The organism is candidate division KSB1 bacterium, assembly GCA_016214895.1.
Taxonomy (GTDB): Bacteria; Electryoneota; RPQS01; order RPQS01; family RPQS01; genus JACRMR01.
The window spans coordinates 60,901-86,691 of the sequence record JACRMR010000007.1 but is presented as its reverse complement, the minus strand read 5'-3'; the positions used below and the strand labels follow the sequence as shown (position 1 = coordinate 86,691).

24 protein-coding genes and 1 tRNA gene are annotated in these 25,791 nt (G+C 61.1%); 1 reads left to right on the top strand and 24 read right to left on the bottom strand.

What is annotated here, in order from left to right:
* Positions 1-94 precede the first annotated feature (94 nt).
* From HZB60_04605 to HZB60_04525, 17 genes are all read right to left on the bottom strand, one after another.
* Positions 95-715, bottom strand: coding sequence for a sigma-70 family RNA polymerase sigma factor (locus tag HZB60_04605; GenBank protein MBI5059047.1), 621 nt, complete (start codon positions 713-715; stop codon positions 95-97).
* Positions 712-1,794 (bottom strand): DNA polymerase III subunit delta, encoded by a 1,083-nt coding sequence (gene holA, locus HZB60_04600; GenBank protein ID MBI5059046.1) that lies wholly within the window; start codon positions 1,792-1,794, stop codon positions 712-714. Before holA ends, HZB60_04605 begins: the two co-directional genes overlap by 4 nt.
* A complete protein-coding gene (locus HZB60_04595) occupies positions 1,784-2,581 on the bottom strand; it encodes a gamma-glutamyl-gamma-aminobutyrate hydrolase family protein (GenBank protein ID MBI5059045.1) in 798 nt (265 codons plus the stop codon). Before HZB60_04595 ends, holA begins: the two co-directional genes overlap by 11 nt.
* Positions 2,578-3,375 carry an undecaprenyl-diphosphate phosphatase gene (locus tag HZB60_04590; protein MBI5059044.1) on the bottom strand — a complete coding sequence of 266 codons (798 nt, stop codon included), beginning with the start codon at positions 3,373-3,375 and terminating at the stop codon, positions 2,578-2,580. Before HZB60_04590 ends, HZB60_04595 begins: the two co-directional genes overlap by 4 nt.
* 3 nt (positions 3,376-3,378) lie before the next feature.
* Positions 3,379-4,581: an ABC transporter substrate-binding protein gene (locus HZB60_04585; GenBank protein ID MBI5059043.1), complete on the bottom strand. Its 1,203-nt coding sequence runs from the start codon at positions 4,579-4,581 to the stop codon at positions 3,379-3,381.
* Positions 4,574-6,400 carry a glutamine--fructose-6-phosphate transaminase (isomerizing) gene (glmS, locus tag HZB60_04580; protein MBI5059042.1) on the bottom strand — a complete coding sequence of 609 codons (1,827 nt, stop codon included), beginning with the start codon at positions 6,398-6,400 and terminating at the stop codon, positions 4,574-4,576. The genes HZB60_04585 and glmS overlap by 8 nt, the downstream gene beginning before the upstream one ends.
* A gap of 113 nt (positions 6,401-6,513) precedes the next feature.
* The gene (gene guaA, locus HZB60_04575; protein MBI5059041.1) at positions 6,514-8,055 is read right to left on the bottom strand and encodes a glutamine-hydrolyzing GMP synthase; all 1,542 of its coding nucleotides are present in this window, start codon (positions 8,053-8,055) and stop codon (positions 6,514-6,516) included.
* On the bottom strand, positions 8,052-8,825 hold the full coding sequence (surE, locus tag HZB60_04570) for a 5'/3'-nucleotidase SurE (GenBank protein ID MBI5059040.1): 774 nt from the start codon (positions 8,823-8,825) through the stop codon (positions 8,052-8,054). The genes guaA and surE overlap by 4 nt, the downstream gene beginning before the upstream one ends.
* On the bottom strand, positions 8,822-9,679 hold the full coding sequence (locus HZB60_04565) for an acetyl-CoA carboxylase carboxyltransferase subunit beta (GenBank protein ID MBI5059039.1): 858 nt from the start codon (positions 9,677-9,679) through the stop codon (positions 8,822-8,824). The genes surE and HZB60_04565 overlap by 4 nt, the downstream gene beginning before the upstream one ends.
* Before the next feature lie 5 nt (positions 9,680-9,684).
* The gene (gene rimI, locus HZB60_04560) at positions 9,685-10,170 is read right to left on the bottom strand and encodes a ribosomal protein S18-alanine N-acetyltransferase (GenBank protein ID MBI5059038.1); all 486 of its coding nucleotides are present in this window, start codon (positions 10,168-10,170) and stop codon (positions 9,685-9,687) included.
* Positions 10,142-11,023, bottom strand: a complete 882-nt coding sequence (gene folP / locus HZB60_04555; GenBank protein MBI5059037.1) for a dihydropteroate synthase — start codon at positions 11,021-11,023, stop codon at positions 10,142-10,144. The genes rimI and folP overlap by 29 nt, the downstream gene beginning before the upstream one ends.
* Positions 11,013-11,570, bottom strand: coding sequence for a GTP cyclohydrolase I FolE (folE, locus tag HZB60_04550; protein MBI5059036.1), 558 nt, complete (start codon positions 11,568-11,570; stop codon positions 11,013-11,015). Before folE ends, folP begins: the two co-directional genes overlap by 11 nt.
* Positions 11,567-12,220 carry a hypothetical protein gene (locus HZB60_04545; protein MBI5059035.1) on the bottom strand — a complete coding sequence of 218 codons (654 nt, stop codon included), beginning with the start codon at positions 12,218-12,220 and terminating at the stop codon, positions 11,567-11,569. The genes folE and HZB60_04545 overlap by 4 nt, the downstream gene beginning before the upstream one ends.
* A gap of 11 nt (positions 12,221-12,231) precedes the next feature.
* On the bottom strand, positions 12,232-14,085 hold the full coding sequence (locus tag HZB60_04540) for an ATP-dependent metallopeptidase FtsH/Yme1/Tma family protein (protein ID MBI5059034.1): 1,854 nt from the start codon (positions 14,083-14,085) through the stop codon (positions 12,232-12,234).
* Positions 14,086-14,138: 53 nt separating this feature from the next.
* Positions 14,139-14,723 carry a hypoxanthine phosphoribosyltransferase gene (locus HZB60_04535; protein MBI5059033.1) on the bottom strand — a complete coding sequence of 195 codons (585 nt, stop codon included), beginning with the start codon at positions 14,721-14,723 and terminating at the stop codon, positions 14,139-14,141.
* Positions 14,714-16,018 (bottom strand): tRNA lysidine(34) synthetase TilS, encoded by a 1,305-nt coding sequence (gene tilS / locus HZB60_04530; GenBank protein MBI5059032.1) that lies wholly within the window; start codon positions 16,016-16,018, stop codon positions 14,714-14,716. The genes HZB60_04535 and tilS overlap by 10 nt, the downstream gene beginning before the upstream one ends.
* A gap of 89 nt (positions 16,019-16,107) precedes the next feature.
* Positions 16,108-16,184 (bottom strand) — tRNA-Met (locus HZB60_04525).
* A 147-nt stretch (positions 16,185-16,331) separates the two neighbouring features.
* On the opposite strand from HZB60_04525, the gene HZB60_04520 reads away from it, so the two are divergent.
* Positions 16,332-17,315: an SDR family NAD(P)-dependent oxidoreductase gene (locus tag HZB60_04520; protein MBI5059031.1), complete on the top strand. Its 984-nt coding sequence runs from the start codon at positions 16,332-16,334 to the stop codon at positions 17,313-17,315.
* 128 nt (positions 17,316-17,443) lie between these two features.
* Here the strand turns inward: HZB60_04520 and HZB60_04515 are convergent, their stop codons facing one another.
* From HZB60_04515 to pheS, 7 genes are all read right to left on the bottom strand, one after another.
* Entirely contained in the window at positions 17,444-18,997 is a 1,554-nt protein-coding gene (locus HZB60_04515; GenBank protein ID MBI5059030.1) for an amidohydrolase, read from the bottom strand.
* Entirely contained in the window at positions 18,994-19,809 is an 816-nt protein-coding gene (locus HZB60_04510) for a YmdB family metallophosphoesterase (GenBank protein ID MBI5059029.1), read from the bottom strand. Before HZB60_04510 ends, HZB60_04515 begins: the two co-directional genes overlap by 4 nt.
* Positions 19,796-21,361: a ribonuclease Y gene (gene rny, locus HZB60_04505; protein MBI5059028.1), complete on the bottom strand. Its 1,566-nt coding sequence runs from the start codon at positions 21,359-21,361 to the stop codon at positions 19,796-19,798. Before rny ends, HZB60_04510 begins: the two co-directional genes overlap by 14 nt.
* A gap of 341 nt (positions 21,362-21,702) precedes the next feature.
* The gene (locus tag HZB60_04500) at positions 21,703-22,014 is read right to left on the bottom strand and encodes a cell division protein ZapA (protein ID MBI5059027.1); all 312 of its coding nucleotides are present in this window, start codon (positions 22,012-22,014) and stop codon (positions 21,703-21,705) included.
* Between the two features lie 15 nt (positions 22,015-22,029).
* Complete coding sequence (locus tag HZB60_04495) at positions 22,030-22,287, bottom strand: hypothetical protein (protein MBI5059026.1); 258 nt, start codon at positions 22,285-22,287, stop codon at positions 22,030-22,032.
* Positions 22,288-22,384: 97 nt separating this feature from the next.
* Positions 22,385-24,769 (bottom strand): phenylalanine--tRNA ligase subunit beta, encoded by a 2,385-nt coding sequence (locus HZB60_04490; GenBank protein MBI5059025.1) that lies wholly within the window; start codon positions 24,767-24,769, stop codon positions 22,385-22,387.
* A gap of 8 nt (positions 24,770-24,777) precedes the next feature.
* The gene (gene pheS, locus HZB60_04485) at positions 24,778-25,791 is read right to left on the bottom strand and encodes a phenylalanine--tRNA ligase subunit alpha (protein ID MBI5059024.1); all 1,014 of its coding nucleotides are present in this window, start codon (positions 25,789-25,791) and stop codon (positions 24,778-24,780) included.

Here is a 25,791-nt window from a genome sequence, read left to right as displayed (position 1 = left end):
ACAACATCGCTTCGGCAAGCGCTGAAGCGCACCCCGGATCCTCAGATGCTCGGGACTGATTCCGTCCTCATCAAGACGCGGACTAAGCGGCGGATTAGTCGCGTTTCTTTCCTCGTTGCTCACCTGCAGACTCCTCGCTAACTAGAAACTTTAGCCTTTTTTGCAATCGGCTGCGTCCTCTATTGACTCTGGATTTGACCGTGCCCAAGGGAACATCGAGAATCTGGCTGATCTCCTCGTAGCTCAAATCCTGAATGTCCCGCAATAACACCGCCTCCTTGAAATGGAAAGGCAGCGCGTTGATCTCTTTTAAGATGGACTCCATCTTGAGCACGCCGTCCACATCGCGCTCAATATCGGTATCCTGATCGATCAGGTCATAATCCTTCTCGTCCTCGCCCTTCGAGCTGATCGAGAAGAAGTTCCGGACCTTCCGCCGCCGCAGTTCGGTCTTGGCCAGATTCGACGCGATCGTGTAGATCCAGGTCGAAAACTTGGCCACCTGATGGTACCGATGTTTATTACGATAGACCCGCAGAAAAGTTTCCTGAACGATGTCTTCGCTGAAGAACGAATCGCCCAAGAGCCGCACCACAAAGTTGAAGAGCGGGTCCCGGTAACGACGCACGATCTCGTCAAAGGCCGTCTCGTCGCCCTGCTGGAACGCGAGAATCAGGTCTTCGTCTGTCGGTTTGGCCACCTTTCCCTGATTCATGCGCTAAGTAAGATACTCCTGTTCCTGAACTTGGGTTCCGAGGTGCTGCCTGCCGGACGGCAGGTTTCATACAGCCATTCAAAATATCTGGCACGCGCGCCGGACTCGCCGGACCGATTTTTTGCCAGAATCTCGACATCCAACAACCCGCTCACGGCGCGCCTCAAGCCCTGCTCGCCCAAGGCCCTCGCCCGAGCCGTAAACTCATGACTTTTCCACGCTTGCCCGCCAAGGATCGCCTTCTTCCGCGCCTCAAGATCCGCCCCCTTCGAGTGGCGATCAACCGAACCAACTTGCCATAACTTGATCAAGAAACGGCGTTGGAAACCCAACAGACCCAGCAACGCCTCGCCGCCATCCAGCAGTGATTTTGCCATGCGGCATGCCTCTCCGCGCTGACCCTTCAAAATGGCGTCCGTGAGATTGAACACCGTAAACTCGGAAGTAACCCCGGAGACCCGGAGCAACGTCGCCGGAGTGATTTCCTCCACATCCCCGACATACAAAATCGCCATTACAAGTTTCGCCGACAGATCGGTCAACTCCGCCGATGAAGACTCGATTAGGTATTGCGAGGCTTCGCGAGACAACGACTTTCCATGACGCTTGCAGAAATCCACCGCCCAGGCAATCCGCTCTGGCTCCCGCAGTCCGTCGAACCGTAATACGAAGAGCTTGCCCGTGGGTATCGCCGGTGGCCGGTTGCCGGGATCTGTGACCTGCACCATTACAAGCAACGTCGAGGGCGAAGGCGAACTCAAGTACTTCGCCAGCCGCGCTCCCGGAGCTTCGTCCAGCTTCAGCGCATCGTCCAGCACTACCACGCGCTTCGGCGCCATAAACGGCAGCGTGGTCAACGCATTGTAAAGCGTATTGCCGTCCACGCTTTCGCCGCGCAACTGAGTGAAGTCGAAATCGCGCACGTCCGGAGGAGCAATGACCGCGAGGTATTCCGCCAGCGCCTGACGGAGTAAGAAATCCTCACTGCCGACGAGGAATGCCACTGCCGGAGCGTTGCCCTTGCGCGCATCGCTGAGCAGCTTCTCAACCGTCGGCGTCCGCGCAGATTCAGCGCTCATACCCTGGCTCCCGGCAGGCCTGCACAAAATCGTCAAACAGCTCCTGATGCAGGGGGTCTGCAACGCCCAGCCGCTCCGGATGCCACTGCACGCCGATCAAGTAGGGATGACTCTCGTGTTCGATCACCTCGACGATGCCCTCTTCCGAGCAACCGACGACCCGAAAGCCCTCCGCGACGCGATCCACCGCCTGATGATGATGGCTGTTCACATTGATCGTCAGGCCACGGAAGACCCGCGCGAGACGGCAGCCTTCGGCGAGATGCACCTCGTGAGTGGGAACGCCGGATTGCGCACTCTGCGAATGATGAGTCGGGCCGACAAAGTGTGGGATGTCCTGCACGAGCGTCCCCCCCATCGCCACATTCACAAGCTGAATCCCGCGACAGATGCCGAGAATCGGTTTGCCCGTTGCGAGAAACGCGCGCGTCAGCGGAAGCTCGAACTCATCACGCTGGCCGGCGGGCGGGATACCCGCGTCAAACCACTCCTGATCATAGTGCCGGGGATGCACGTCGTCGCCGCCGGTTAATAGCAGGCCGTCAAGCGCCGCGGCCAGTTGCGCGATCTGCCGCTCCTGATCCTCGTGAGCGTGCGCCAGAATCAAGGGCAGACCCCCTGCGCGCTCGACCCGGCGCGCGTAGTTCAAGTCGCAGAAATTCAGGTCGCCAAACTTCACAAAACCGCGAGTCGGGTCCGGTCCCGCATAGCCGGGCGTGATTCCGATCCAGGGGCGAGCAGCAGGCCGTTGGCCGTTTCCATTCATAGTGTGCTTCGGCAGATTCATCCAGCGCGAACTCCGATTGTCATCAGCGTTACCGCCGCCGCGGCGATACAATACCAGCCAAACGGCTTGATCACACGGCGAGCAAGGAGTTTCAACAGTCCCCAGATCGCCAGATAGCCCACAATTCCCGCCGTGATCCCGCCGACAATGTACACGGGCCACTCGTCGGAGGCGACGCCGTTCAGATCCCCGGCTTCAAGCAGGGCCGCGCCCGCGACCGCCGGAATCGACATCAAAAAGGAGAAATTCGCGGCCTCCCCCGCGCGAATACCGCGGAACATGCCCACCGCGACCGTTGAACCGGACCGGGACACACCCGGCAACACCGCAATACCTTGAGCAATACCGATCAACAGCGCGTCAAGCGCCCGAATATCGGTCATTGAGCGAGGAGTATGTTTGGCCCGTTCGGTGCTCAACAAGACGAGCCCGGTGACCAGCCAGCCGAGCGCCGCGGCGAGCGCCGAAGTGTTCAGGTCCTCGACCAAGGCCTTCAATCCCAAGCCAATCAGCGCAGTGGGAATCGACGCCAGGACAATCAGGCCGACCAGCCGACGAGCCGCGTCACCGCCCTCGCGCCGGAAGAACCCCGCCGCAATCGACGCGATCTCGCGGCGATAGTAAATGACCACGGCGAGCAAGGTGCCGAGATGAATGAAGACGTCGAACGCCAGCAGCGAGTGCTCAAACCCCAGGAGTTGCTGCACGACGACGAGGTGGCCGTCACTCGAGATGGGCAGGAACTCGGTGATCCCCTGCAGAACCCCGAGCAGAATCGCGTCAAGGTAGCTCACGCGCTACTTGATCACCTTGAGCCCGCCGCCGCTGTACTCGAGCAGGCGGGCGGCCCGATTCTCGTGACCGTACCGAAAATCCACTTGCACCGCCGCGCCGTCAAACTGATCAAGTTCGTTCATGATGCGGATCACTTCGGCTCGACTGTCCGCACCGGCCGCGAGCGCGCGCGCGACATAGGCCGCGGCATCCAGTCCGAGCAGTTCCCATTCGCTCGCCGGAGTGTCCGTGGCATCATGGTAGGCCGTCAACATCGCGGAGGTGTCGCGCGGCACGGGCAACATCGGCGATACGATGAGCATGTCGTCGGTAACGCGGCGATTGCGCTCCAGCGCTGCGTCGTGAATCCAGCCCGAGTTGCCGCACAGCAGCGTATGGCGAGACAGCGTCTTCAATTGCGCGGCGTAGGCGTCAATCCGGTCGGAACCCAACGCGAAGAACAGCGCGTCGTGGTCCGCGTTGCCGGCCGCGGCAGCGGCGCCGTCCACCGAAACCGCCAGCACTTCGCCCCCGGCCGAATCCCCGAAGAGTTCCTCACGCTCGCCTGCGCTCAACGCAATCGCGGCGTCAGCCGCGGAGAGCCGACTCGCCTGCGTCCGATAGATTTCCGTCAGCTCGGGCAAAATGCGCGGCGCGCCTGCCGCATAGAATCGCTCGCCGTCAAGCACTCCTTTGGAGCGCTCCACGCCCATTCTGAATCCGCTCGCCAAGGCACTGCCGCGATCGTCGTCCGGCGTCAGCGAACAGGCGAAGCGACACATCCGCTGCTTGACGACGTAATTTCCGAGCACCTCGCCTTGAGCTTCCAGACTCGGCAGAAATTCATAGAGCCAACTGCTCAAGCTAGTGAACGAGCGCGGCTCGCTCGTGAGCTTCAGCACGGGCGTCTGCAGCTGCTTTGACAACAAGGCGACGGCAACCGCCGAGCCTTCATCTCCGGCGCAGACCACGAGGCGCGTCCCGTCGTCCTGCATGGCCCGCCCCGCGATACTCGCGGCTTCGAAGGCCGAGGCGGCGTGAACGATGACCGCGGCGAAGGGGGTCGCGGCGTGCTCCGCCGCGAATCGAAACGCGCGTTCGAGATCCTCGGCGTCCGGATCGCCGGGAGTGCCGAACGAGAGAATCACCGTGACCGGCTCGGCCCCCGCGTCGGCCGCACAAAGCGTGAACGCGAGCAGCGCCAACCAACAGACAAGTCTATTCAACCGTAACACTCTTCGCCAGGTTGCGTGGCTGATCCACATCGCACCCACGCTGCACCGCGATGTAATAAGCCAGAAGTTGCAGCGGAATCACGCTCAGTAGCGGGGTTAACAAGGGGTGCGTGTCCGGGACATAGATGACCTTGTCCGCGCGCGTCTCCACGGCGGTGTCGCCCTCGGTCGCGATCGCCAGCACGCGTCCGCCGCGAGCGCGGACCTCCTCGATGTTGGAGAGCACTTTCTCGTAGGTCCCATCCTTGATGGCGATGAACACCACCGGCATATCCTCGTCGATCAAGGCGATCGGACCGTGCTTCATCTCCGCCGCGGGATAGCCTTCCGCGTGGATATAGGAAATCTCTTTCAGCTTGAGCGCGCCTTCGAGGGCGACCGGGAAATTCACGCCGCGTCCCAAATAGAGAAAATTGCGGTGATCGCTGAATTCATGTGCGATGGTCTCGATGCGCTCACGATTCAGGAGAATCCGCTGGATCTTCTGCGGAATGTTGGACAACTCCTGCACGAGCTCCCGCCCCTGATTGGCGCTGATGCGGCGGCTGCGGCCGATCATCAGGGCCAGCATGACCAGGACGGTAATCTGCGAGGTGAAAGCCTTGGTGGAGGCGACGCCGATTTCGGGGCCGGCGTGGATATAGACACCGGCGTCGGTCTCGCGCGCGATGCTCGAACCGACCACATTGCAAATCCCGAAGACCTTGGCCCCGTGACGCTTGGCTTCCTTAACCGCCGCCAGCGTATCCGCGGTTTCGCCGGATTGGGAGATCGCGAGTACAATGGTTCCCGGTTCGATGATCGGCGAGCGATAGCGGAATTCCGACGCATACTCCACTTCCGCGGGAATTCCGGCCAGCTCCTCGAACAGGTATTCGCCGACGAGTCCGGCGTGCCAACTCGTGCCGCAGCCGAGGATGATGACGCGCTTCGCCGTTTGCAAGTCGGGGAGGAAGGCGCGCAAACCGCCGAATTTCGTCGCGCCCTCTTCCAGCAGCAAGCGGCCGCGCAGGCCGTCCGAGACCGTGCGCGGTTGCTCGCAAATCTCCTTCAACATGAAGTGCGGAAAGCCACTCTTCTCGATCGCCGCAATGTCGTAGGTGATTTGCTCGAGGTGCTTGTCCACCCGGTCATCCGCGAGCGTGCGGTGTTCCACCGAGTTGGCGGTAAGCACCGCAATTTCACCGTCCTCCATATACGAGACTTCGCGCGTAAAATGAATAAACGCGGCCGGATCGGAGGCCACGAAATTCTCACCCTGGCCGTGACCGATAATCATCGGCGAGCCCAGGCGAGCGGCGACGATCTTGTCGGGTTCATGTCGGGAGACGATCGCCAAGCCATAGGTTCCACGCACCAGCGAGAGCGCCTTCTGCACGGCGTGCGCCAGATCGCCGTCGTAGAATTTGCGGATTAAATGCGCCAGAACCTCCGTATCCGTGTCCGTCGTGAACCGGGCGCCGCCGCGCTGAAGTTCCGTTTTCAGCGCCGAGTAGTTCTCGATAATGCCGTTGTGCGCGAGCACGATCTCTCCGGCGTCGTCGGAATGCGGATGGGAGTTGATCTGATTCGGCGCGCCGTGCGTGGCCCACCGGGTATGACCGATACCTACCGTACCGCGCAAGCCGATTTCGCCGACGGTCTGCTCAAGCTGCGAGACTTTGCCGGCATCCTTATGGACCACCAGCCCCGTCTGCGAGAATACGGCCACGCCCGCCGAATCATAGCCGCGGTACTCCATCCGCTTCAATCCGGTAAACAAGATCGGCACGACCTGACGATGTCCAACGTATCCGATGATTCCGCACATAATGCGTTTGCTCCTGCAATGATCTGGTTACAGCTTCGACCAAAACCGTTGCAATGAACTGATCGCCACTCCTGAATTAAGACCTGGGGATTCGCCTGGGCGCACGGCCCGAATCACTCCCACTCCACCGTCGCCGGCGGCTTGGAGGTGATGTCATAAGTTACGCGATTGATGCCGCGCACTTCATTGGCGATGCGGTTCGCCGTGCGCGCCAGCAGATCATAGGGAAGCCGCGTGAAATCCGCGGTCATGAAATCATCCGTATCGACGGCGCGCAGCGCGCAGACCTGCTCGTATGTCCGATAGTCGCCTTTGACGCCGACCGAATGGACGGGCAGGAGCACCGCGAAGGCCTGGCGTGTGCGCCGGTACCACTCCGCCCGCTGCAACTCCTCCATGAAGATCGCGTCCGCTTCGCGCAAGAGATCGCAACGGTCCTTTGTCACTTCGCCCAGGATGCGAACCGCCAGCCCGGGACCGGGAAACGGATGACGATAGAGGATGTCGTCGGGCAGACCCAAGAGCTTGCCGACGGCGCGCGCTTCGTCCTTGAACAACTCCCGCAGCGGTTCGATCAGTTTCAAATGCAACGTATCGGGCAGGCCGCCGACGTTGTGGTGCGTCTTGATCGTAGCCGAGGGGCCCTTGACCGAAACGCTCTCGATCACGTCTGGATACAGCGTACCCTGCGCAAGATACTCGATTCCTGGCAGCCGCGCCGCCTCCCGCTGAAAGACTTCGATGAAGACGCGGCCGATAATCTTGCGCTTGCGTTCGGGTTCCGTCACCCCTTTTAGTTCGCGAAAGAAATCGATGCCCGCGTCGATCACTTCGAGGTCCAGGTGCGAAAACCGCGCAAAGGCGAGCTCAATCTGCTCCCGTTCGTGCTTGCGCGACAGTCCCGCGTCAATATGCATGCAGACCAGTTGATCGGGAATAGCGCGAGCGAGCAGGAACGCCGTCACCATCGAGTCCAGGCCGCCGGAAACCGCGCAGAGTACACGCGACGTTCCGATCGCGGCCCTGAGTTCGGCGATGGACGAGTCCACGAACGACTCCATCGACCAGCCGCAGCGACAACCGCAGATATCGATGGCGAAATTGCGAAGCATCCGCGCACCTTCGGGCGTGTGCGTCACTTCGGGGTGGAATTGAACGCCGAACAGCGGCAGGAGCTCATGACCGACCGCCGCGACGATTCCCGATTCACTCTTGCCCAACAACTTGAGCGGAGTGCGAACGTCCCGCAAATGGTCGCCGTGACTCATCCAGACTTCGACCGTGTTGCCAAATCCGGAGAAGATCGGCGATTCGTTCGTCAGCACGAGCGCCGCGCGACCGAACTCGCCCTGATCGCCGGGCACCACCGGCGAGCCGCAATGCTCGCCGAGCACTTGCATCCCGTAACAGATACCGAGCACCGGCACGCGCCCGGAAAGCACTTCCGGATCGGGGCGCGGTCCGTTCGCTTCGGTGACACTTCCCGGCCCCCCGGAGAGGACGACCCCGCGGGTTTCCGCCGTGAACACTTCGACCGCGGGTCGGTTGAACGGCAAAATCTCGCAATAAACTCCCGCCTCGCGCAATCGACGCGCGATCAATTGCGTCGTCTGGCCGCCGAAATCGAGAATCGCAATCCGCTCCGAATGCCTCATATCAAGGAACCTTGCCTGACCGCCAGCGGCCAGCGCGAAAGCTCGGCCATGAACTCATGATTGGTCAAGTCCAGACGAATCGGCGTAATCGTGACGTAGCCTTCGACCAGCGCCGCGCCATCCGTGTCCGTCTCGCGAATCGGAATCTTGGCGCCGTCCATCCAAAAATAGGTCTTGCCCCGCGGATCCACGCGTTTCAAGAAGGTTTCCTGAAACCGCGCGCGGCCCTGGCGCGCCACCCGGTGACCCTTGATTTGCGGGCGCGGCAAGTCGGGAACATTCACGTTGAGCAACGTGTCGTGCGGAAGCCCGCGCTGTAGTACAATTTCCGCAATCTGCCGCGCGATCTCGGCGGCGAAGGAGAAGTCCTGTGAGGTGAAGGAATCGAGCGAAACCGCGACCGAAGGAATGCCATTGATGGTCCCTTCCGTCGCGGCGGAAACCGTTCCCGAATACATCACGGAAATGCCCGTGTTCTCTCCGCGATTGATCCCGGAAATCACGAGCGCAGGGCGCTCGGGCATGAGTTCGGTCAACGCCAGCTTGACACAATCGGCCGGCGTACCGCCGATCGCAAACGTGTGATCCGCCTCGGGCACCGAGCCCGGGAAGAGCCGGATCGGCTCCGAAAGCGTGATCGCGTGACCTACGGCAGATTGCTCCCGGTCGGGCGCCACGACCCAGATTTCGCCAAGACCCTTCAGTCCGGCCGCGAGCGCGTGCAGGCCGGGCGAGTGAATTCCGTCGTCGTTAGAGAGCAGAATTCTCATGCCGTCGTGCGAGGCTCCGGCAACATGAACTTGAGCATCGTCACCAGCGTGTCGCGAATCTCGCCGCGACTGACGATGCGATCAAGGAAGCCTTTCTCCATCAAGAACTCGCTGCGCTGAAAGCCCGCCGGAAGGTCCTGACCGATGGTCTGCTTGATCACGCGCGGACCGGCGAAGCCGATCAACGCTCCCGGTTCGGCCACGATCACGTCACCCTGCATCGAGAAGCTCGCGGTCGTTCCGCCCGTCGTGGGATTCGTCAACACCGAAATATAGGGCAACCCCGCCTTATTCAATTGCGCGATCTTAACGCTCGACTTGGTCATCTGCATCAACGAAACCATGCCCTCCTGCATCCGCATGCCGCCCGAACGCGAAATCACGATCAGCGCGCGCCGCTCCGCCATCGCCATGTCGGCCGCCCGGGCGAGTTTCTCGCCGACGACGCTGCCCACCGATCCACCCATGAAGATGAACTCCATGATTCCCAGCACCGCCCCATAACCGCCGACCAGGCACGTCCCGGTCGTGATCGCCTCGTTCTTACCCGTCTTCTTCATGGATGAAACGATGCGGTCGGCGTATTTCTGCTGATCCTTGAAGCCGAGCGGATCGGTCGATTTCAGGTCATGCGCGAACTCACTCCAGGTTCCCTCGTCGGCGATAATCTGAATGTACTTATCGCCGGACATGGGAAAATGGAAATTGCACTTCGGACAGACCAACAGCCGCTTTTCCAGCTCGCGCGTATAAACAATCTCGCCACAGCTCTCGCACTTGACCCAAAGATTGTCCGGCGCGGCCTTCTTCGCCTGCGCGTCAACCCCGCTACGATCCCGTCTGAACCACTCAATCGCCATCATTCCTCCTTCTGGTCCGGGGACGGTTCGGGCGTCCCGCCGAGCCGACGGTGCATCACGAATGCATCTTCACCGTTCGGGTAATACTTGCGCCTGCGCAGGAGCTGCGTGAATCCGTACTTGCGATACAAATGGAGCGCCGGTTCGTTCGATACGCGGACTTCGAGCAGCATCTCCCGCATACCGGCCGCTTCCGCCTCAGCAATCAAGTCGCCGATCAGTTTCGCGGCGATGCCCTGCCGCTGCCAGTCCGGCGCGACGCCAACGTTGAAGATGTACACCTCACCCAACAACCACTGAGTGATCAGGTAGCCGATGAGCTGCTCGTCCCGAAGCACCGCCCAATTGCGAAAGCGCGGCTGCAACGACTCCCGAAAGGACGCTTCGCTCCAGGGCGGATCAAAAATCAGACGCTCGACGGCCAACGCCCCGGGGACATGGCGGAGCTCAAATCGCTCAATCTTGAATCCGCGATCCCACTCCACCGGTCACCTCGCGATTGCGATCAATGAGTTGCACGACCTCGCGCATCTCCGCGACGTCATGCACCCGGATTATGTCCGCCCCGCGGAGCGCGCAGAGCGCCACGGCGGCCGCCGTCCCGAATTGTCGCTGACCGCCCAGCCGGCCGCTGAATTCGGCGGTAAAGGCCTTCCGTGACGGCCCGGCCAGTACTCCGGCTCCCAGACCGCGAAAGGCGCGCAACTGCCCGATCAACAAATGATTCTGCTCAAAACTCTTGCCGAATCCAATACCGGGGTCCACCACGATGTGCTCCGGGGTGATCCCGTGAGCCTCGCCCACGCCTACGCTTCGCGACAACCCCGCGCGGACCTCGCCAATTAGATCGTCGTAGTCCGTATTTCGTTGCATGTCCGCGGGAGTACCGCGCATGTGCATTACGACCACGCCCGCGCCGAGTGCTCCGCAGACCTGCGCGAGCTCGGAATCCGCGCCGAAGCCGCTGACATCATTGATAATCGCCGCGCCCATGCTCAATGTCTGGCGCGCGACTTCGCTCCGCGTCGTGTCGATGGAGATGGGAATGCGGAGGGCATCGCGCAGCACACGCATGACCGGCAGTAAGCGATCCAATTGCACATCGGGCGGAACCGCGGAACTGCCGGGACGAGTGGACTCCGCGCCCAAATCCACGAGATCGGCTCCCTCCGACTGCAAGCGCAGTGCGTGAGCGACCGCCGACTCCGCATCGACAAATTGACCGCCGTCGGAAAACGAGTCGGGCGTGACGTTCACAATTCCCATCAAGAGCGTGCGCCCGCCCAATGGCAGTTCGCCGAATCGGTGCCGCCAGATCCGCGGCGGATCAGTGCCCATCCATCAAGTGCAGTGCTTCAAGACGGGTCGCCTCTTTGTGCATCGCCCCGCGCACCGCCGACGTGACGGTCCAACTGCCGTGAACCTTTTCGCCGCGCATCATCAGACAGAGATGCTGCGCGCGGATCACCACGAAAACGCCCATCGGCTTGACGTTGCGCATGATCGCATCCGCGATGTCCGCCACCATCGTCTCCTGAATCTGCGGCCGCTGCGCGTTCGAGCGGACGATCCGCGCCAGTGACGAAAAGCCCGTGATCCGCGACTCATGCGGAATATACGCAATCGAACAGAATCCCCAGAACGGCAGCAGGTGGTGTTCACACATCGAGTAAAACGGAATATCCCGATGGATGATCATCTCACTGTGCTCGGTCGGATACAGCTTCAATTCGTGCTGAGGATCGGTGCCAAGTCCGGCAAAGATCTCTTCATACATGTCCGCGACGCGGCGCGGCGTGTCCACCAGGCCGGGACGATTGATGTCCTCGCCGACCGCTTCGAGTATCATCCGAACCGCGGTCTCGATTTTCGGTTTGTCGATCACTTGGCGGCCTTGCCCGGGGGAGGTTTAACCGGCTCCTTGGTTTCCAGCGGATTCAGTTTCATTTGCAGCGTCACGATCATGTCGGAACCGGGCCGAAGGTCCACGCGAACCGTCGCCTCGCCGTCCGCGACGAAACCGGCTTTCGCCAGACTGATCAGGTGCGGCCCGACGGGCAGGTGACGCAGATGGGCATCCGTCTGGTATTCCGTCGCCGAGCCGTCAAGCAGAACCGTGGCGCCCTTGACATTGCTAATGACTTGAATGCCGCCCGTGCGATCACGCAGCAAGACAAACAACAGGATCAAGCCGACGACGGCAAGTCCCACGGAGATCAACACACGCGTGCGAATTCGCCGCTGACCCACCTCGAGTTCCTCGATGTCCACCGGAATCTGGCGCTCGCGTTCCGTGACCTCCTCCTCGGTCAGCCACTCGGTCTCGCCGTCCTCGTTCCGGTACGGGTGATAGACGCCGCGCGCGTGATAGAAGGCAGCGATCTCCTCTTCTATGACGCGCCGCCGCTCCGCGCTGAGCGAACCCGACTGCACGCGGAGCCGACGTTCCCCCGCTTCACCGCCACGAAGCTGCTCGCGCGATTCGAGCTCGCGCCGGACCAGATTCCGTAGTTCCTCTTCCTCGCGCGGGTCCACGAATCCGTTCGCTATGCCTGTTTCGCCGCTTCGCCGGCGCGCGCGGCCTGCAACAGGCCGTCGTCCGTTACGGGCGTGAGCCCCAGGACTTCGTCGATCTCCCGCGCATCAAGCGACTCGCGTTCGACCAGCGTCAACGCCAGCCGATTCAGTCGATCGCGCTCGCGAGCTAGAATACTCTCGGCGGACGTCGCGGCGCGCTCCACCACGAGCCGCACCGCTTCGTCGATCTGACGCGCGGTATCGTCGCTGTAATCCTGAATATGCGTGTAGTCGCGCCCCAAAAACACCTCGTCGCTCTTCTGCCCGTACGTGAGCGGACCGAGCGCATCCGACATGCCCCACTGCGTCACCATGCGCTTGGCCATTTCCGTCGCGCGCTTGAGATCATTGGCCGCGCCCGTCGTGTAGTCGCCAAATGTCAACCACTCCGCGGCGCGCCCGCCCATCAGGATGGCCAACCGGCCCTCGAGATAGCTCCGCGAATACGAGTGCTTGTCATCCAGCGGAACATAGTGCGTCAATCCGAGCGCCTGACCGCGCGGAATAATCGTCACCTTGTGCACAGGGTCCTGGCCCTCGGTGTACTTGGAAACAATCACATGGCCGGCCTCATGATAAGCCGTGGATTTCTTCTCTTCCGGTGAGATGACCAGCGACTTGCGCTCAATGCCCATGGTCACCTTGTCCTTTGCCGCCTCAAGATCGTTCAGCGTAATCTTGTCCGCATTGCGCCGGGCGGCGATCAAGGCCGCCTCGTTCATCAGATTGGAAAGCTCCGCGCCCGCCATTCCCGGAGTGCCCTTGGCGATAATCTCGAGGTCCACGCCTTCGGCAAGCGGCTTGTTCTTCGCATGGACTTTCAAGATCCCCTGTCGGCCGCGGACATCGGGACGATCCACCACGATCTGCCGGTCAAAACGACCGGGACGCAACAGCGCCGAATCCAATATGTCCGGCCGATTCGTCGCGGCAATCAAGATCACGCCGTCGTTCTCCTCGAAACCGTCCATCTCGATCAAGAGCTGATTCAGCGTCTGCTCGCGCTCATCGTGGCCGCCCCCCAGACCCGCACCGCGCTGGCGACCCACGGCGTCAATCTCGTCGATAAAGATGATACACGGCGCGTGCTTCTTCCCGGTTTCAAACAGATCCCGGACCCGACTCGCCCCGACGCCGACGAACATCTCAACAAACTCCGCGCCGCTGATGGAAAAGAACGGCACGCCGGCCTCCCCGGCGACCGCCTTCGCCAGCAGCGTCTTGCCGGTTCCGGGAGGGCCAAGCAGAAGCACACCGCGTGGAATTCGTCCGCCGAGCCGCGCGAACTTCCGCGGGTTCTTCAGAAACTCGATGATCTCGCGAAGCTCTTCTTTCGCTTCATCCACTCCGGCAACATCGGAGAACGTAACCTTGGTCTTCGACTCGGTAACCAGGCGAGCCTTGCTCTTGCCGAACGAAAACAGCCCTTTCGGACCCACACCCTGCATGCGCCGCAACATGAACACGGTGAATCCAATGATCAGAATCCACGGCAACAAGCTCAACAGATAACTGCCGAGATCGGGTTTCTCCGCGCGAAAGTCCAGCGCCACTCCGCTGTCGCGCCAGTGGCCGAGCAGTTCCGAATCTACCAGCATCGGCAATGTCGTGCGGAACTTGCCGCCATCCTTGTACGTCCCGTGAAGCGTGCGCCCGACAATCACAGCTTCGCGGACCTCGCCCGCCGTAACGCGGTCCTCGAAGAAGTAGTACTTGACTTCCACTTCCTCAGCGCGATGGCCGACGAGCTGCGACACGACAATGAACCCGAGCACCAACAACACGAATACATACAACGTGCGCGTCGCCCGGCGCCACTCGATCTTGTCGTCTCCGCCCTTCTTCTTGGGGGACTTGCCTCGCTTCGGTGAGTCGCTCACGCTTGGTCCTCGTGCGGAATGAGCACGTACAAATCGGCCAGCTGTCGCCAACGGCCGCCATGATCTAAACCGTAGCCCACGACGAAATCATCCGGAATGACCAGGCCGGTGTACTCCGGTTGCCGGTTCAGGCGAATCGCCGACTCCTTCACAAACATCGCGACCATCGAGAGACTCGCCACACCCAGTCCGCGAATATGCGTGCGCAGAAAATCCAGCGAATTGCCCGTATCCACGATGTCCTCGACCAAAATCACGTGCCGACCCGCGATGTCCAGCCCCACGTTCTTATCGAGATTGAGGCGGCCGGCCTGCATGCCGTCGCGATAACTCGAGAGCTTCACGAAATCAATCGATACCTCGACACGCAACTCGCGGCTGAGATCCGCCATAAACAAGAAACAGCCGTTCAACACTCCAATCAGTACCGGATCGCGGCCCGCAAAGTCGCGAGAAAGCTCCTGGCCCAGTCGGCGAACCTCGTTCTGAATCCGCTCGGAGCTGATGAAGCGGCGAAAGCAATACGGCGCTTCGCCGATGGTCTCCGGACCGTGCTCGATCACCATCTGACTTAGTTGCATGTCCACCTTACGCGGAGGCGCGGCGCACCGGGCCGCGGCTCTATTTCGCTCTCGAACGACTGCCGACTCAGCAGGCACAACGGTCCCGCGGAATCACATAGCACCAGCGCGCGTGCGCGCGCCAAGGGACTTAGCTTGCGCTCCGCCAGAATCGACGAGACTTTCTTGAGGGGTCGGCCCGGCTGGCGCACGCGGTCACCCGGACGCCAATTCCGAACGCGAAACTCGTCGAGCCTTGCGGCTGAAACTGATTCCAAAAGTAACTCGCAACCCAACTGCCGGAACTCCGTGGCCGACTCGGAGACCGCTTGATCGATCTGGGGCGCCTGCCCGCAAATTAACCACGCGATGCGGCCGCGCTTGAGCAGACGCAGATTCGCCGGCAGCGCCAATTCGGTCTCAGGGGCGGTCGAGGTCAAGACATCGCGGATCTGCCGTCGGTAGGCCGACGAGAGGCGGGCATCCGGTCGATTCGTCAGCCGCGCCCAGGCCTCTTCCACCGCGAGGAAGCCTAAACTTGTAAAATAGCTTAAAATCAGGTCAATTTCAAGACCACGCTCGCATGGGTCCGTTGCCGTGGCCGGAATGATGGAGACGGCGTAGGCGGCCGTCCGCGAGGCAGCAAGGTGGTGGGCCAGCGAATTCGCGGCCTCGACGAACTTGAGCATACGTTCATCTGTCCAGTACGATGGCAAGGCACGCAGGCGTTCCCGCAGCGCATTACGCCGATGGCTGGAATCCGAGTTACTTTCGTCTGTAACATAGACCAGTCCGGATTCGCGCACCCAGTCGTGAAGCTCGCGACGTGAAACCCGCAACATCGGCCGCAGAATCCGGCCTCGTTGCTCCGGAATCCCGGTCCATTCGTACCACGGGGCGCCGCTCAGCATCCGCATGAGGACGGTTTCGGCGCAGTCGTCAAGCGTGTGACCGGTCAAAATCCAGTTCGCGCCGTGCAAATCCGCCTGCTGTTCCAAGACCGAATATCGCGCCAGTCGCGCTGCGTGTTCCATGCTGAGGCCACGCATCGTTGCCAGTTGTGGGACATTCACCCGGACCGTCCCTGATGCAAGTACGTGTGTATCTGACAATTTTCTGACTATTTCGTACTCTTCAGAAGATTTAGGTCTAATACGATGGTCAACATGAACTACAACGGCGTTCTGATGAATTCTGGAGACGGCCTCCAGCATGCCCATCGAGTCCGGCCCGCCGGATACGGCCAACAGCAGGCGATCCTGCGGGCGGCAGTATTTGGCAATCGCGGCCCGGACCATCTCGACAGGATCGATCATCGGAGGATAAACTTGGCCAAATGGCCGTTTCTGCCCCGCCGGTAACAAAACAGGCCACGCGAGCGTGCCTCGGTGGCCTGACTGGGGACTGGTAGCGGAGGAGGGATTCGAACCCCCGACACGAGGATTATGATTCCTCTGCTCTGACCGGCTGAGCTACTCCGCCTAAATAGTATAGAAATATAGCCAATCCCCGGAAAATAGTCAAGGACTGTCCGCAAACGTTGCGCACCCGCTCCGAGCGGCTTGCTTCTCGCCTGCTCCGGCGTTAGATTTGCGATTCCAAGCGCTTACTCGTCTTCAACGGATACTTATGCCGGATTTCTCCAACCAGACCATCCTTGTTACCGGTGCCGCAGGGTTCATCGGTTCACACCTGTGTGAGGCGCTGCTCGCGGCCGGCGCGCGGGTCATCGGGCTGGACAACTTCGACCCGTTCTACGACCGGGCGCTTAAAGAGCAGAATTTGGAGGCCTGCCTGAGATCGCCGCACTTTCACCTCCTCGAAGGCGATATCCGCGATTCGGGGATGCTTCAGCGCGCCTTCACGCAGTTCCGGCCGCAAGTCGTCGTGCATCTCGCGGCGCGCGCCGGCGTCCGGCCCTCGCTAATCGATCCGTTGGGATACGAAGACGTAAACGTACGCGGAACGATGCAATTGCTCGAAGCGGCGCGCGGCAGCGGCATTCGAGACTTCGTGTTCGCATCGTCTTCGTCCGTTTACGGCGAGCAGAGCCGAGTGCCATTTCGCGAGAACGAAAACACCGATCAGCCGCTCTCGCCGTACGGCGCGACTAAGAAATCCGGCGAAGTGCTTTGCCATGCCTATCACCACTTGTACGGCCTGAGCATCGCCTGCTTGCGCTTCTTTACGGTTTACGGGCCGCGGCAGCGTCCCGATCTCGCGATCCGCAAGTTCGCGCGCGCAATTCTCGCCGGCGAGGAAGTCACGATCTACGGCGACGGCAGCTCCCAGCGCGACTACACGCATGTCAGCGACACCGTCGGTGGCATCCTCGGTGCGATCCGCTGGTGCGCGCAGGGCGTGCCACACTATGACATCTTCAATCTCGGATCAGCGCACCCCGTCGCACTCAACGAGCTGATTGCCCTACTCGAACGCTTCGCCGGAGTCGCCGCCATCAGCAAGCAGCTGCCGCCGCAGCCCGGCGACGTCTCACAAACCTATGCCGACACCACGCGCGCGGAGGCGGAGCTGGGCTTCCGGCACCGGGTCGAGTTTGAGACTGGATTGCGGGACTTCATGGAGTGGATCAAACAGACGGAGCACCAGTAAGGGCGGGTTGATTCCCGCCCTGTTCATTTCGGTGGTCCCGCGCGTCAGCGCCGATGTGATTTGAGTCGGATCGCCAGCGTTCGATTCCGGTCGCGTTGCGAGGACCTAACCCGGTTGGGCGGCGAACACTACATGGCGTCGTACACCACTTCGCCGCCGACTACGGTCAACAGGGCTTTCGCATGTTGAGTATCCTGCGGCGGGACCGAGAACAGGTCACGATCCACAACCGTCAAGTCCGCCAGCTTTCCTACTGCAATCTCCCCCAACTCCTCCTCCCAGCCCGCTGCGAATGCCGAACCCCGCGTGTAGGCTCTTAGCGTTTCCTCAATCGTGATCCGCTCCTGCGGCTGCCAGCCCCCTGCCGGCTCACCGTGATCGTCCGTGCGGGTCACCGCCGCGTGAATTCCCGCGAACGGATTCAAATCTTCCACCGGCCAATCGCTGCCGAACGCTAACGTCGCGCCGTGATCGAGCAGACTGCGCCAGGCATACGCTCGTTTCGCGCGCTCCGGTCCGATCCGCGACTCGACGAAGCGCATGTCGGCCGTGCAATGAATCGGCTGCATGGAGGCGATCACCCCCAGCTCCGCAAAGCGTTCGATGTCCCGCTCGCGCAACACCTGACAGTGCTCGATTCGCGGGCGAAGCGCCGGTCCGATTCCCGCGCACCCGGCCATTTCAAACGCGTCGAGCGCCATGGAATTCGCCCGATCTCCGATCGCATGCAGCGCGATCTGATATCCTTCCTCATGTGCCCCACGAATGAACCGCGCCAACGGCCCTTCGCGAACCAGCGCGAGTCCGGTGTGCTCCGGGTCGTGCTCGTAGGACTGCCAGAAGGCGGCGGTCCGGGAGCCCAGCGCGCCGTCAAGGAAGCCTTTGAAGGCACGCAGGCGAAACTTCGTACCGTCGCGCGGCGTGAAGCGATCCGCGGCGAGATCAAACCGCTCCGTCACGGACCAGATGTTCATGCGAATCTGCTGATCCGCCGACTCCGCGAACGCGAGGTAGTGCGGGAGCAGGTCGCCGCGCACGCTGCAACTCAGTCCCGTAAACCCGTGCGAAACTGCGAGTTGTTGTGCGCGCAGAAAGGCGCTCTGGGCGACTTCCATGGTGACCGGCGGAATCGCCGCCCGCACACGATAGGCCGCCGTCTCGCGCAGCACGCCGCTGAGCTTGCCGCCGGCATCACGCTCAAAAGTTCCGCCCGCGGGGTGCTTGATCTGCCCATCGACTCGCGCGCGAATCAGCGCCGCCGAATTGACAAACGCCGAATGTAGATCGTGACTCCAGATGAAGACCGGATGATCCGGACAGATCCGATCAATCTGTGTGCGCGTGATGAGCAACCGCGTTTCATCGAGGCGGTGCCCCTCGATCCACGCGCCCGGCTCCGGCCGATGCTGCGCTATGTAGTCGCTCAGACGAGCGGCGAAGTCGTCGTCAGAGGCGCAGCCGTGAAAGTCGGCCTGCCCCAACTTCAATCCGCCTTCCAGCAGATGCAGATGGGCGTCGTGCAGCCCGGGAATGATCAGCGCACCCGCGGGCAATTCACGCGCATTCGCCACGATCTCGGTCGCATTCAAGTCGCTGACTTCGCGAATGCGATCTCCAGCCAGCGCGATTCGCCGGCGCCGCACCGGACCGCGGCCCGTCCACGCGTTCCCGACCAGTATCATGGAGTCAGCTTGACCTGCCGGCGCTCAATCGCAAGCGCCGTGCCCGTGCGCGGATCGGCGTCGATCAACGCCAGATTGAGCCGCACGTCGCCCTCCGCCACACCCGATTTGCCGCCGCCCAACGGATTGAGAAAACGATGCAGCGCCGCCTCGGTCTTCATGCCAATCACGCCGCTGTGCGGACCGGTCATGCCGACGTCGGTGATGAAGGCCGTTCCGCCCGGCAGAATTTCGTTGTCCGCCGTCGGCACATGGGTGTGCGTGCCGACGACCGCTGTGGCAAGCCCATCCACATAGCGCGCAAACGCGAGTTTCTCGGCGCTCGCCTCGGCATGAAAGTCGGCGACGATCAGGAGGGTCTCGACCCGCATCCGCTCAATCTCCGCCTTGCCCAGCCGAAAGGGATCATCCACGGCCGTCATCAACGCGCGACCGATCAGATTGACGACTCCAATCCGCAGCCCGCCGCGCACGTCGAACACACCGCTGCCCCGGCCAATCGTATTCGGCGGATAATTGAACGGTCGCAGGACACGCGGATCGGATTCCAGGAGCGGGATGATCTTGTCGCGGTACATCGTGTGATTTCCGCCCGTAATCACGTCCGCACCGGAGTGAAAGATGTCCTGCACCTGCGCCGGGAGCATGCCTTTGCCCTGCTCCGCGTTCTCGCCGTTGACGATGCAGAAGTCGGCCGAGGTGGCACGCAAAAGCCCGGGAAGGAGCTTTTGCACCGCTTCGATCCCGGGCTTGCCGCAAACATCGCCGACAAAGAGCACGCGAACCGCGCCCCTGTCTTTATTTGGCCACACCTGTTGCTCTGTATTCACGCAGTACGGTCACCTTGATTTGACCGGGATACTCCATTTCGTTTTCGATCTTCTGCGCGATCTCCATGGCCATGACTTCGGCCATGGCATCGGTGATCCGATCCGGCTCCACAATCACGCGAACCTCGCGCCCCGCCTGAATCGCGAAGGTGCGTTGCACCCCGCGAAAGCTGCTCGTGATCTCTTCGAGCTTGTTCAGCCGCTGGATGTAGATTTCCAACGTCTCGCGTCGCGCCCCGGGCCGCGCGCCCGAAATCGCGTCCGCCGACTGGGCCAGCACCGCGATCGGCGAGGTAAACTCCTCGTCGCCGTGATGCGCGCCAATTGTGTTGATCACAACCTTGTGCTCACGGTACTTCTTGGCGAGTTCCACGCCGATCTGAACGTGCGTGCCTTCCGTGAAGCGGTCAATCGCCTTGCCGATATCGTGCAACAGGCCGCAGCGCCGGCCCAACTTCGGGTCCAGTCCGCACTGCGCGCACATCAGCCCCGTCAAGTGCGCCACTTCAATGGAATGCTTGAGAATATTCTGGCCATAACTCGTGCGGAACTTCAGTCGACCGAGCAGCTTGATCATCTCGGGATGCAGACCCGGAACACCGGCCTCCGTGGAGGCCGCCTCGCCGATCTGCACCAACTGCTCGTTCATTTCCTTCTCGCATTTCTTCACCAATTCCTCAATGCGAGCGGGATGAATCCGTCCGTCGGCCATCAAGCGTTCCAGCGCCATCCGCGCGATCTCGCGCCGTAACGGATCAAACGCCGATACGATCACCGCCTCGGGGGTGTCATCGACGATGATATCGGCGCCCGTCGCCATTTCAAACGCGCGGATGTTCCGCCCGTCGCGTCCGATGATGCGGCCCTTGATCTCGTCATTGGGTATCTGCACCACGGTCACCGTACTCTCCACCGCATGATCCGCCGCGCTGCGCTGAATCGCCGCGACGATGATCTCCTGCGCCTCGCGACCCGCGTTCTGCCGCGCCTTGTCGCGCAGCTCCTTCACCAGCTCCGCCGTCGATTCGCGGGCCTTGTCAAGCAGCGAATCCTTCAACTCCGACAGCGCCTGATCCTTCGACAAGCCCGCCACGCGCTCCAACGCCGCTTGCGCATCCTTCTCCGCCGTCTCGATCTTCTCCTGCCGCTGTTGCAGCGACTTGTCGCGAGCCGTTACCGACTGCTGCAACCGATCCGCTTCAACCTTCTTCCGCTCAACGTCCTCCGCCTTCTGCTTTACCGCGCTTTCGCGTTCCTTCAAGGACCGGTCGATTCGACTCAGCTCGTCGCGCTTCTGCCGAATCTCGGTCTCGAGTGTGGTTCGCAGTCGAAGATCCTCGTCTTTCAACTCGAGCATCTTCTCCTTGAACATCGTCTCGGCCTCTTTCTGCGCGTCGGAGATGATGCGACCCGCCTCCTTTTGTCGCGTGGTCAGTTCGCGCCGGATAATCGATCGGCCTACGAACCAGCCCACAAAGAAGAAGATCAATCCGCCGCCCAGAGCGATCGCCACAACGACGATCGTTTGCTCCATCGAGTTCTCCCGGCTATGTGTAAAAAATAAACTATCCCTGCCAAAGAGCGGCTATGTACCAAGAACCCCGGTACATAAATTGTGGGAACCCGCCTGCGCGGTTCTCGCTTCCTCTATCCTGGACCGACCGAATCCGAAGACCCGGCCGAGGAATCCGCTCGCGCGGACTTAGGCTTGCGATAGACGCCAGAGTCAAACTCCCTTAGCTTTTCCATCGGTTCTTGAAAAAGCCTGGCTGCTTCAACAGGGAAAGTTAATCTATGTCGATGACTACGTGCTCGGATTTGCCCAAGGTCTCCTTCCGCAAATGACCGGATTGCTGACGTGGTTCAGGCCGATCGCTACTCGGATAGCCCGCGGGACAGGCTCTCCTCTAATTCTCGCATCCGCCGCTCATAGCTGCGCAATAATTCCGCCTGCTCCTTGCGCAACGTGCACACCTCGTCCATCAAATTGAGCGCGGTCAATACCGCGATCTTCAGAGGTGGCCGGGACGGTTCCGATTGGTGGATCTTCCGCATCCGGGTATCCAGAGTGGCGGCGATCTCCCTCACATAAGCAGCATCAACATCCGCACGAATCGGGTACTCCTGACCCAGAATGGTCACGTGTACCGTCCGCTCCCGATCGTCTGCGGCTCGCACGTCGTCCATTGTCGCCGCGCGGTATTACGCCGCCTCCAGCTTGGCCAACAACGCACTGATCTTCGTCCGAATCAGCTCTTCCGTCGCCGGATCCCGCTGGTTCTTTTGCAGGCTGTCGCGCTCCCGCGTCAGCTCTTCCAACTGCTTCACCGCTTCCTCATAGCGAGACTTCCATAGCGAAACTTCCTCTTGCAGCGCGCCCTTCTCAGTCTGGCTCGCCTTCAACCGCTCCAGAACCAGATTGATCTTCGCCTCTAACGTCTCAAAAGGTTTCGCGTCCACTGCACATCCCTCGTTCCGGTTGCATCCCCCTTCCGTTTAGCCCGATACACCTCGCCACGGGGGTCCCGGCGCAGGGCGGAGATTCACTCAGCTCGCTTCAGCGCAGCTCTGCACTGACTTCGGTTTGCAGTGCGGACAAGACGCGCTTCATCCACTCGTCAACTTCTTCCGCTTTCAGGCTGCGCTCAGGATGCGAAAACTGGAAGCGCAGCGCCACCGATTTGCGTCCCGCCCCAAGCCTTTCACTCCGAAAGACGTCGAAAGGCTCCGCATGCACCAGAAACTCGCCTGCCGCCGTCCGTGAAACCTCCAGCAACTGCGCCGCCGTAACCGACTCTTCGACCGTGATGGCCAGATCCCGCCACGCCAGCGGAAATCCTGAGAGCGGTTGATATTTCAGCGGAGGCAGTTCAATCGACAGCACGGCCGCCAGATCGAACTCAAACCAAGCCACCTCCGCGTCGATATCGCAGCGGCTCATCTCCTCGCCAGACCAGATCCCCCAGCGGGCGACAATTCTGTCCAAATGCCGGACGGCACCCGATAGATGTTCACGGTTATCAATATCATAGCAAAAAATCTGGACATTGTCAAGCCGCAACCGACGGCACAGCAACAAAATAGCAGCTTTCAAATCAAAGAAATCCATTGCTTTGGCCGGTCGCGACCAGCTTTCCGGGTCGATCGACCCGGTCAGCACCCCCGTCAGGACCCAGCGTTCCCAAGTTCGGGGATCGTCCGGTTCGCCCTGACGGAACACCCGCGCGATCTCAAAGAGCCTCAGATTGCGGTCGCCGCGCTTCCAGTTGCCAGCCGCCGATTGGACCAGTGCCGGCAGCAAGGAGCCGTGCATCCGCTTCATGTCGTCGTTCACCGGGTTCACCAGTTCCACGCCCGTTTCGCCGATCGGCGGATCGCGGCGCGGTTCCGGCGTGCGCATGGAAACCGACAAGGTCTCCATGAAGCCGAGGCTGACCATGACTTCGCTGACACGGCGGCGCAACAGGAACATCGGGTCATCGTGACCCGAAATCGGGACACGGCTCGATGTCGCCGTGGGAATCGCCGCGTAACCGTGCACCCGGATGATCTCCTCGATGAGGTCGATTTCCGAATTGAGATCCGGCCGGTGCGACGGTGCCGCTACTTCCCAAACATCGCCCTGATTCTTGACGTCGCAACCCAGACGGCTCAGCACGTCCGTCATTTCGTCGTGAGGCAGATCAACGCCCACAATCGTAGTGAACCGACTCGGACGGAAGCGAATCCGCGACAACGCCACCGGAGTCGGATATGCATCTACTCTGCCCGTGCGAATCGACCCGCCACCCAGCCGCTGCATCAGGCAGGCCGTCGCGTCGATTACCCGGGGGACCCCGTTCGGGTCCATGCCGCGCTCAAAGCGCTTGGACGAATCGGTATTCATCCCTTGCGCGCGCGCGGTGCGGCGAACATGCACCGAATCGAAATAGGCGCATTCAATCACGACATCGGTCGTGTCTTCCCGAATCTCGCTGTTCAAGCCGCCCATGACCCCGGCCAGCGCGACCCCACGCGTGGCATCGGCAATCAAGACATCCTGAAAACCGAGTGCGTGATCCTTACCGTCCAGAGTCGTGAATTGCTCTTTGTCTTTCGCATAGCGCACCACGATCTGCTTCCCGCCGAGGAAGCGCGCATCGAATGCGTGCAACGGGTGACCGAACTCGAGCATCAGGTAATTCGTCGCATCGACGATGTTCGAGATCGGCCGAATGCCGCAGCGCGCCAGCCGCAGTCGTAGCGCGTAGGGGGACGGCGCGATCTTGACGCCTTCGATCACACGCGCCGCGTAGCGCGGGCAACCCAACGGCGACTCGATTCGCACCTGAATCCGCGACGAGACCGAATCGCCCGATTCCTGCATCGGATAGTCCGGCCAGCGCCATTCGACGCGAAACTTGGCCGCCAGGTCGCGCGCAACTCCCACATGCGAAAAGAAATCCGGCCGGTTCGGCGTGATTTCTACATCATAGCAGGTATCCGCCAGTTCAAGATATTGCGCGGCAGGCGCGCCCACTTTCCAATCCGCGTCGCCGACCAGTATCCCCTCGTGCGAATCGAACAAGCCCAATTCGCGTTCCGAGGCGATCATCCCGAGTGACTCATTCCCGCGCAGTCTGGCGGCCTTGATCTTCATCCCGTGCGCCGTCACCGCTCCGGGCAGCATCACCACGACTTTCTGCCCAATGGCCACGTTCGGCGCGCCACAGACAATTTGACTTACGCTACCGCCGACGTTCACTTGCGTCAGCGATAGGTGCTCGGTGCCCGCGATCCGCGCGCACTCCAGGACCTCGCCGACAACGACGTTCCCCAGTGCCGGCGCGTATCGATGTACCGCCTCGACTTCCAAACCGAGGTAGGTCAGCACCTCGATTAAGTCATCGGGCGAAACCGGAATGTCGAGTAACTCAGATAGCCAGCGATAGGAGAGAATCATGACTAAACCTACGCTCCCGCGAACTGCTTGAGAAAACGCACGTCGCTCTCATAAAGCAGCTTGATGTTGTCCATGCCGTAGAGCAGCATCACGAGCCGGTCGATGCCCAGTCCGAAAGCATAGCCCGTGTAGCGCTCGGCATCATAGCCGACGCCGGCGAGCACGTTGGGGTGCACCATCCCGCTGCCGCCCATCTCCAACCAGCCCGATTGCTTGCACACACGGCAACCCTGGCCGTCGCAGAACGGGCAACTGACATCCACTTCGGCGGACGGCTCCGTAAACGGAAAGAAGTGCGGACGCATGCGCAGCTTCGTGTGCTCGCCGAAGAACTGCCGGTAGAACGAGAGCAGCGTCCCCTTCAAGTCCGCCATCGTCACCCCTCCGTCCACGTACAGCCCTTCGACCTGATGAAACATCGGCGAGTGCGTCGCGTCCGGGGAATCGCGACGATAAACCCGGCCCGGCGAAATGATTCGCACCGGCGGGTCCTGCTGTTCCATCGTGCGCACCTGCACCGGAGAGGTTTCCGTCCGCACCACGAATCCATTCGGCAGGTAGATCGTATCCGTCAGCGCGCGCGAGGGATGCCAGGCCGGAGTATTGAGCTTGTCAAAATTGTACTTGACCAACTCAATTTCCGGACCGTCCGCAACGCGAAAACCCATGCCGCGAAAGATGTCCACGATTCGCTGCATCACGATCGAGAGCGGATGATGCGTGCCCACCCACGGCATCCGCGCCGGCAATGTCGGATCGAGCTGCGGACCCACCTGCCGGGGCTTCAGCGTGCGTGTTTTCTCCGCCGCAATCGTTTCCAGTTCGTCGCGCAGCTCGTTGATGAGCTGACCGACACGCGGACGTTCGGCCGCGTCAACTTTCGGCATCAACTTGAACAAATCGGCCAGCAAACCCTTACGGCTCAGGTACTTTACATGCACGAGCTCAACGTCGGCCAGACTTTGGGCCGCGTCAAACTCGCGCCTCGCCGCTTCCCGAACCTGCTGTATGCGATCAATCAT

Excerpts from the sequence above, each read along its gene's own strand:
- HZB60_04490 (MBI5059025.1), bottom strand. The coding sequence starts at position 24,769 with ATGATTCTCTCCTATCGCTGGCTATCTGAGTTACTCGACATTCCGGTT.
- holA (MBI5059046.1), bottom strand. The coding sequence starts at position 1,794 with ATGAGCGCTGAATCTGCGCGGACGCCGACGGTTGAGAAGCTGCTCAGC.
- pheS (MBI5059024.1), bottom strand. The coding sequence starts at position 25,791 with ATGATTGATCGCATACAGCAGGTTCGGGAAGCGGCGAGGCGCGAGTTT.
- surE (MBI5059040.1), bottom strand. The coding sequence starts at position 8,825 with ATGAGAATTCTGCTCTCTAACGACGACGGAATTCACTCGCCCGGCCTG.
- HZB60_04595 (MBI5059045.1), bottom strand. The coding sequence starts at position 2,581 with ATGAATCTGCCGAAGCACACTATGAATGGAAACGGCCAACGGCCTGCT.
- HZB60_04535 (MBI5059033.1), bottom strand. The coding sequence starts at position 14,723 with ATGCAACTAAGTCAGATGGTGATCGAGCACGGTCCGGAGACCATCGGC.
- guaA (MBI5059041.1), bottom strand. The coding sequence starts at position 8,055 with ATGAGGCATTCGGAGCGGATTGCGATTCTCGATTTCGGCGGCCAGACG.
- HZB60_04515 (MBI5059030.1), bottom strand. The coding sequence starts at position 18,997 with ATGATACTGGTCGGGAACGCGTGGACGGGCCGCGGTCCGGTGCGGCGC.
- folP (MBI5059037.1), bottom strand. The coding sequence starts at position 11,023 with ATGGGCACTGATCCGCCGCGGATCTGGCGGCACCGATTCGGCGAACTG.
- rny (MBI5059028.1), bottom strand. The coding sequence starts at position 21,361 with ATGGAGCAAACGATCGTCGTTGTGGCGATCGCTCTGGGCGGCGGATTG.
- HZB60_04520 (MBI5059031.1), top strand. The coding sequence starts at position 16,332 with ATGCCGGATTTCTCCAACCAGACCATCCTTGTTACCGGTGCCGCAGGG.
- glmS (MBI5059042.1), bottom strand. The coding sequence starts at position 6,400 with ATGTGCGGAATCATCGGATACGTTGGACATCGTCAGGTCGTGCCGATC.
- tilS (MBI5059032.1), bottom strand. The coding sequence starts at position 16,018 with ATGATCGATCCTGTCGAGATGGTCCGGGCCGCGATTGCCAAATACTGC.
- HZB60_04605 (MBI5059047.1), bottom strand. The coding sequence starts at position 715 with ATGAATCAGGGAAAGGTGGCCAAACCGACAGACGAAGACCTGATTCTC.
- HZB60_04500 (MBI5059027.1), bottom strand. The coding sequence starts at position 22,014 with ATGGACGACGTGCGAGCCGCAGACGATCGGGAGCGGACGGTACACGTG.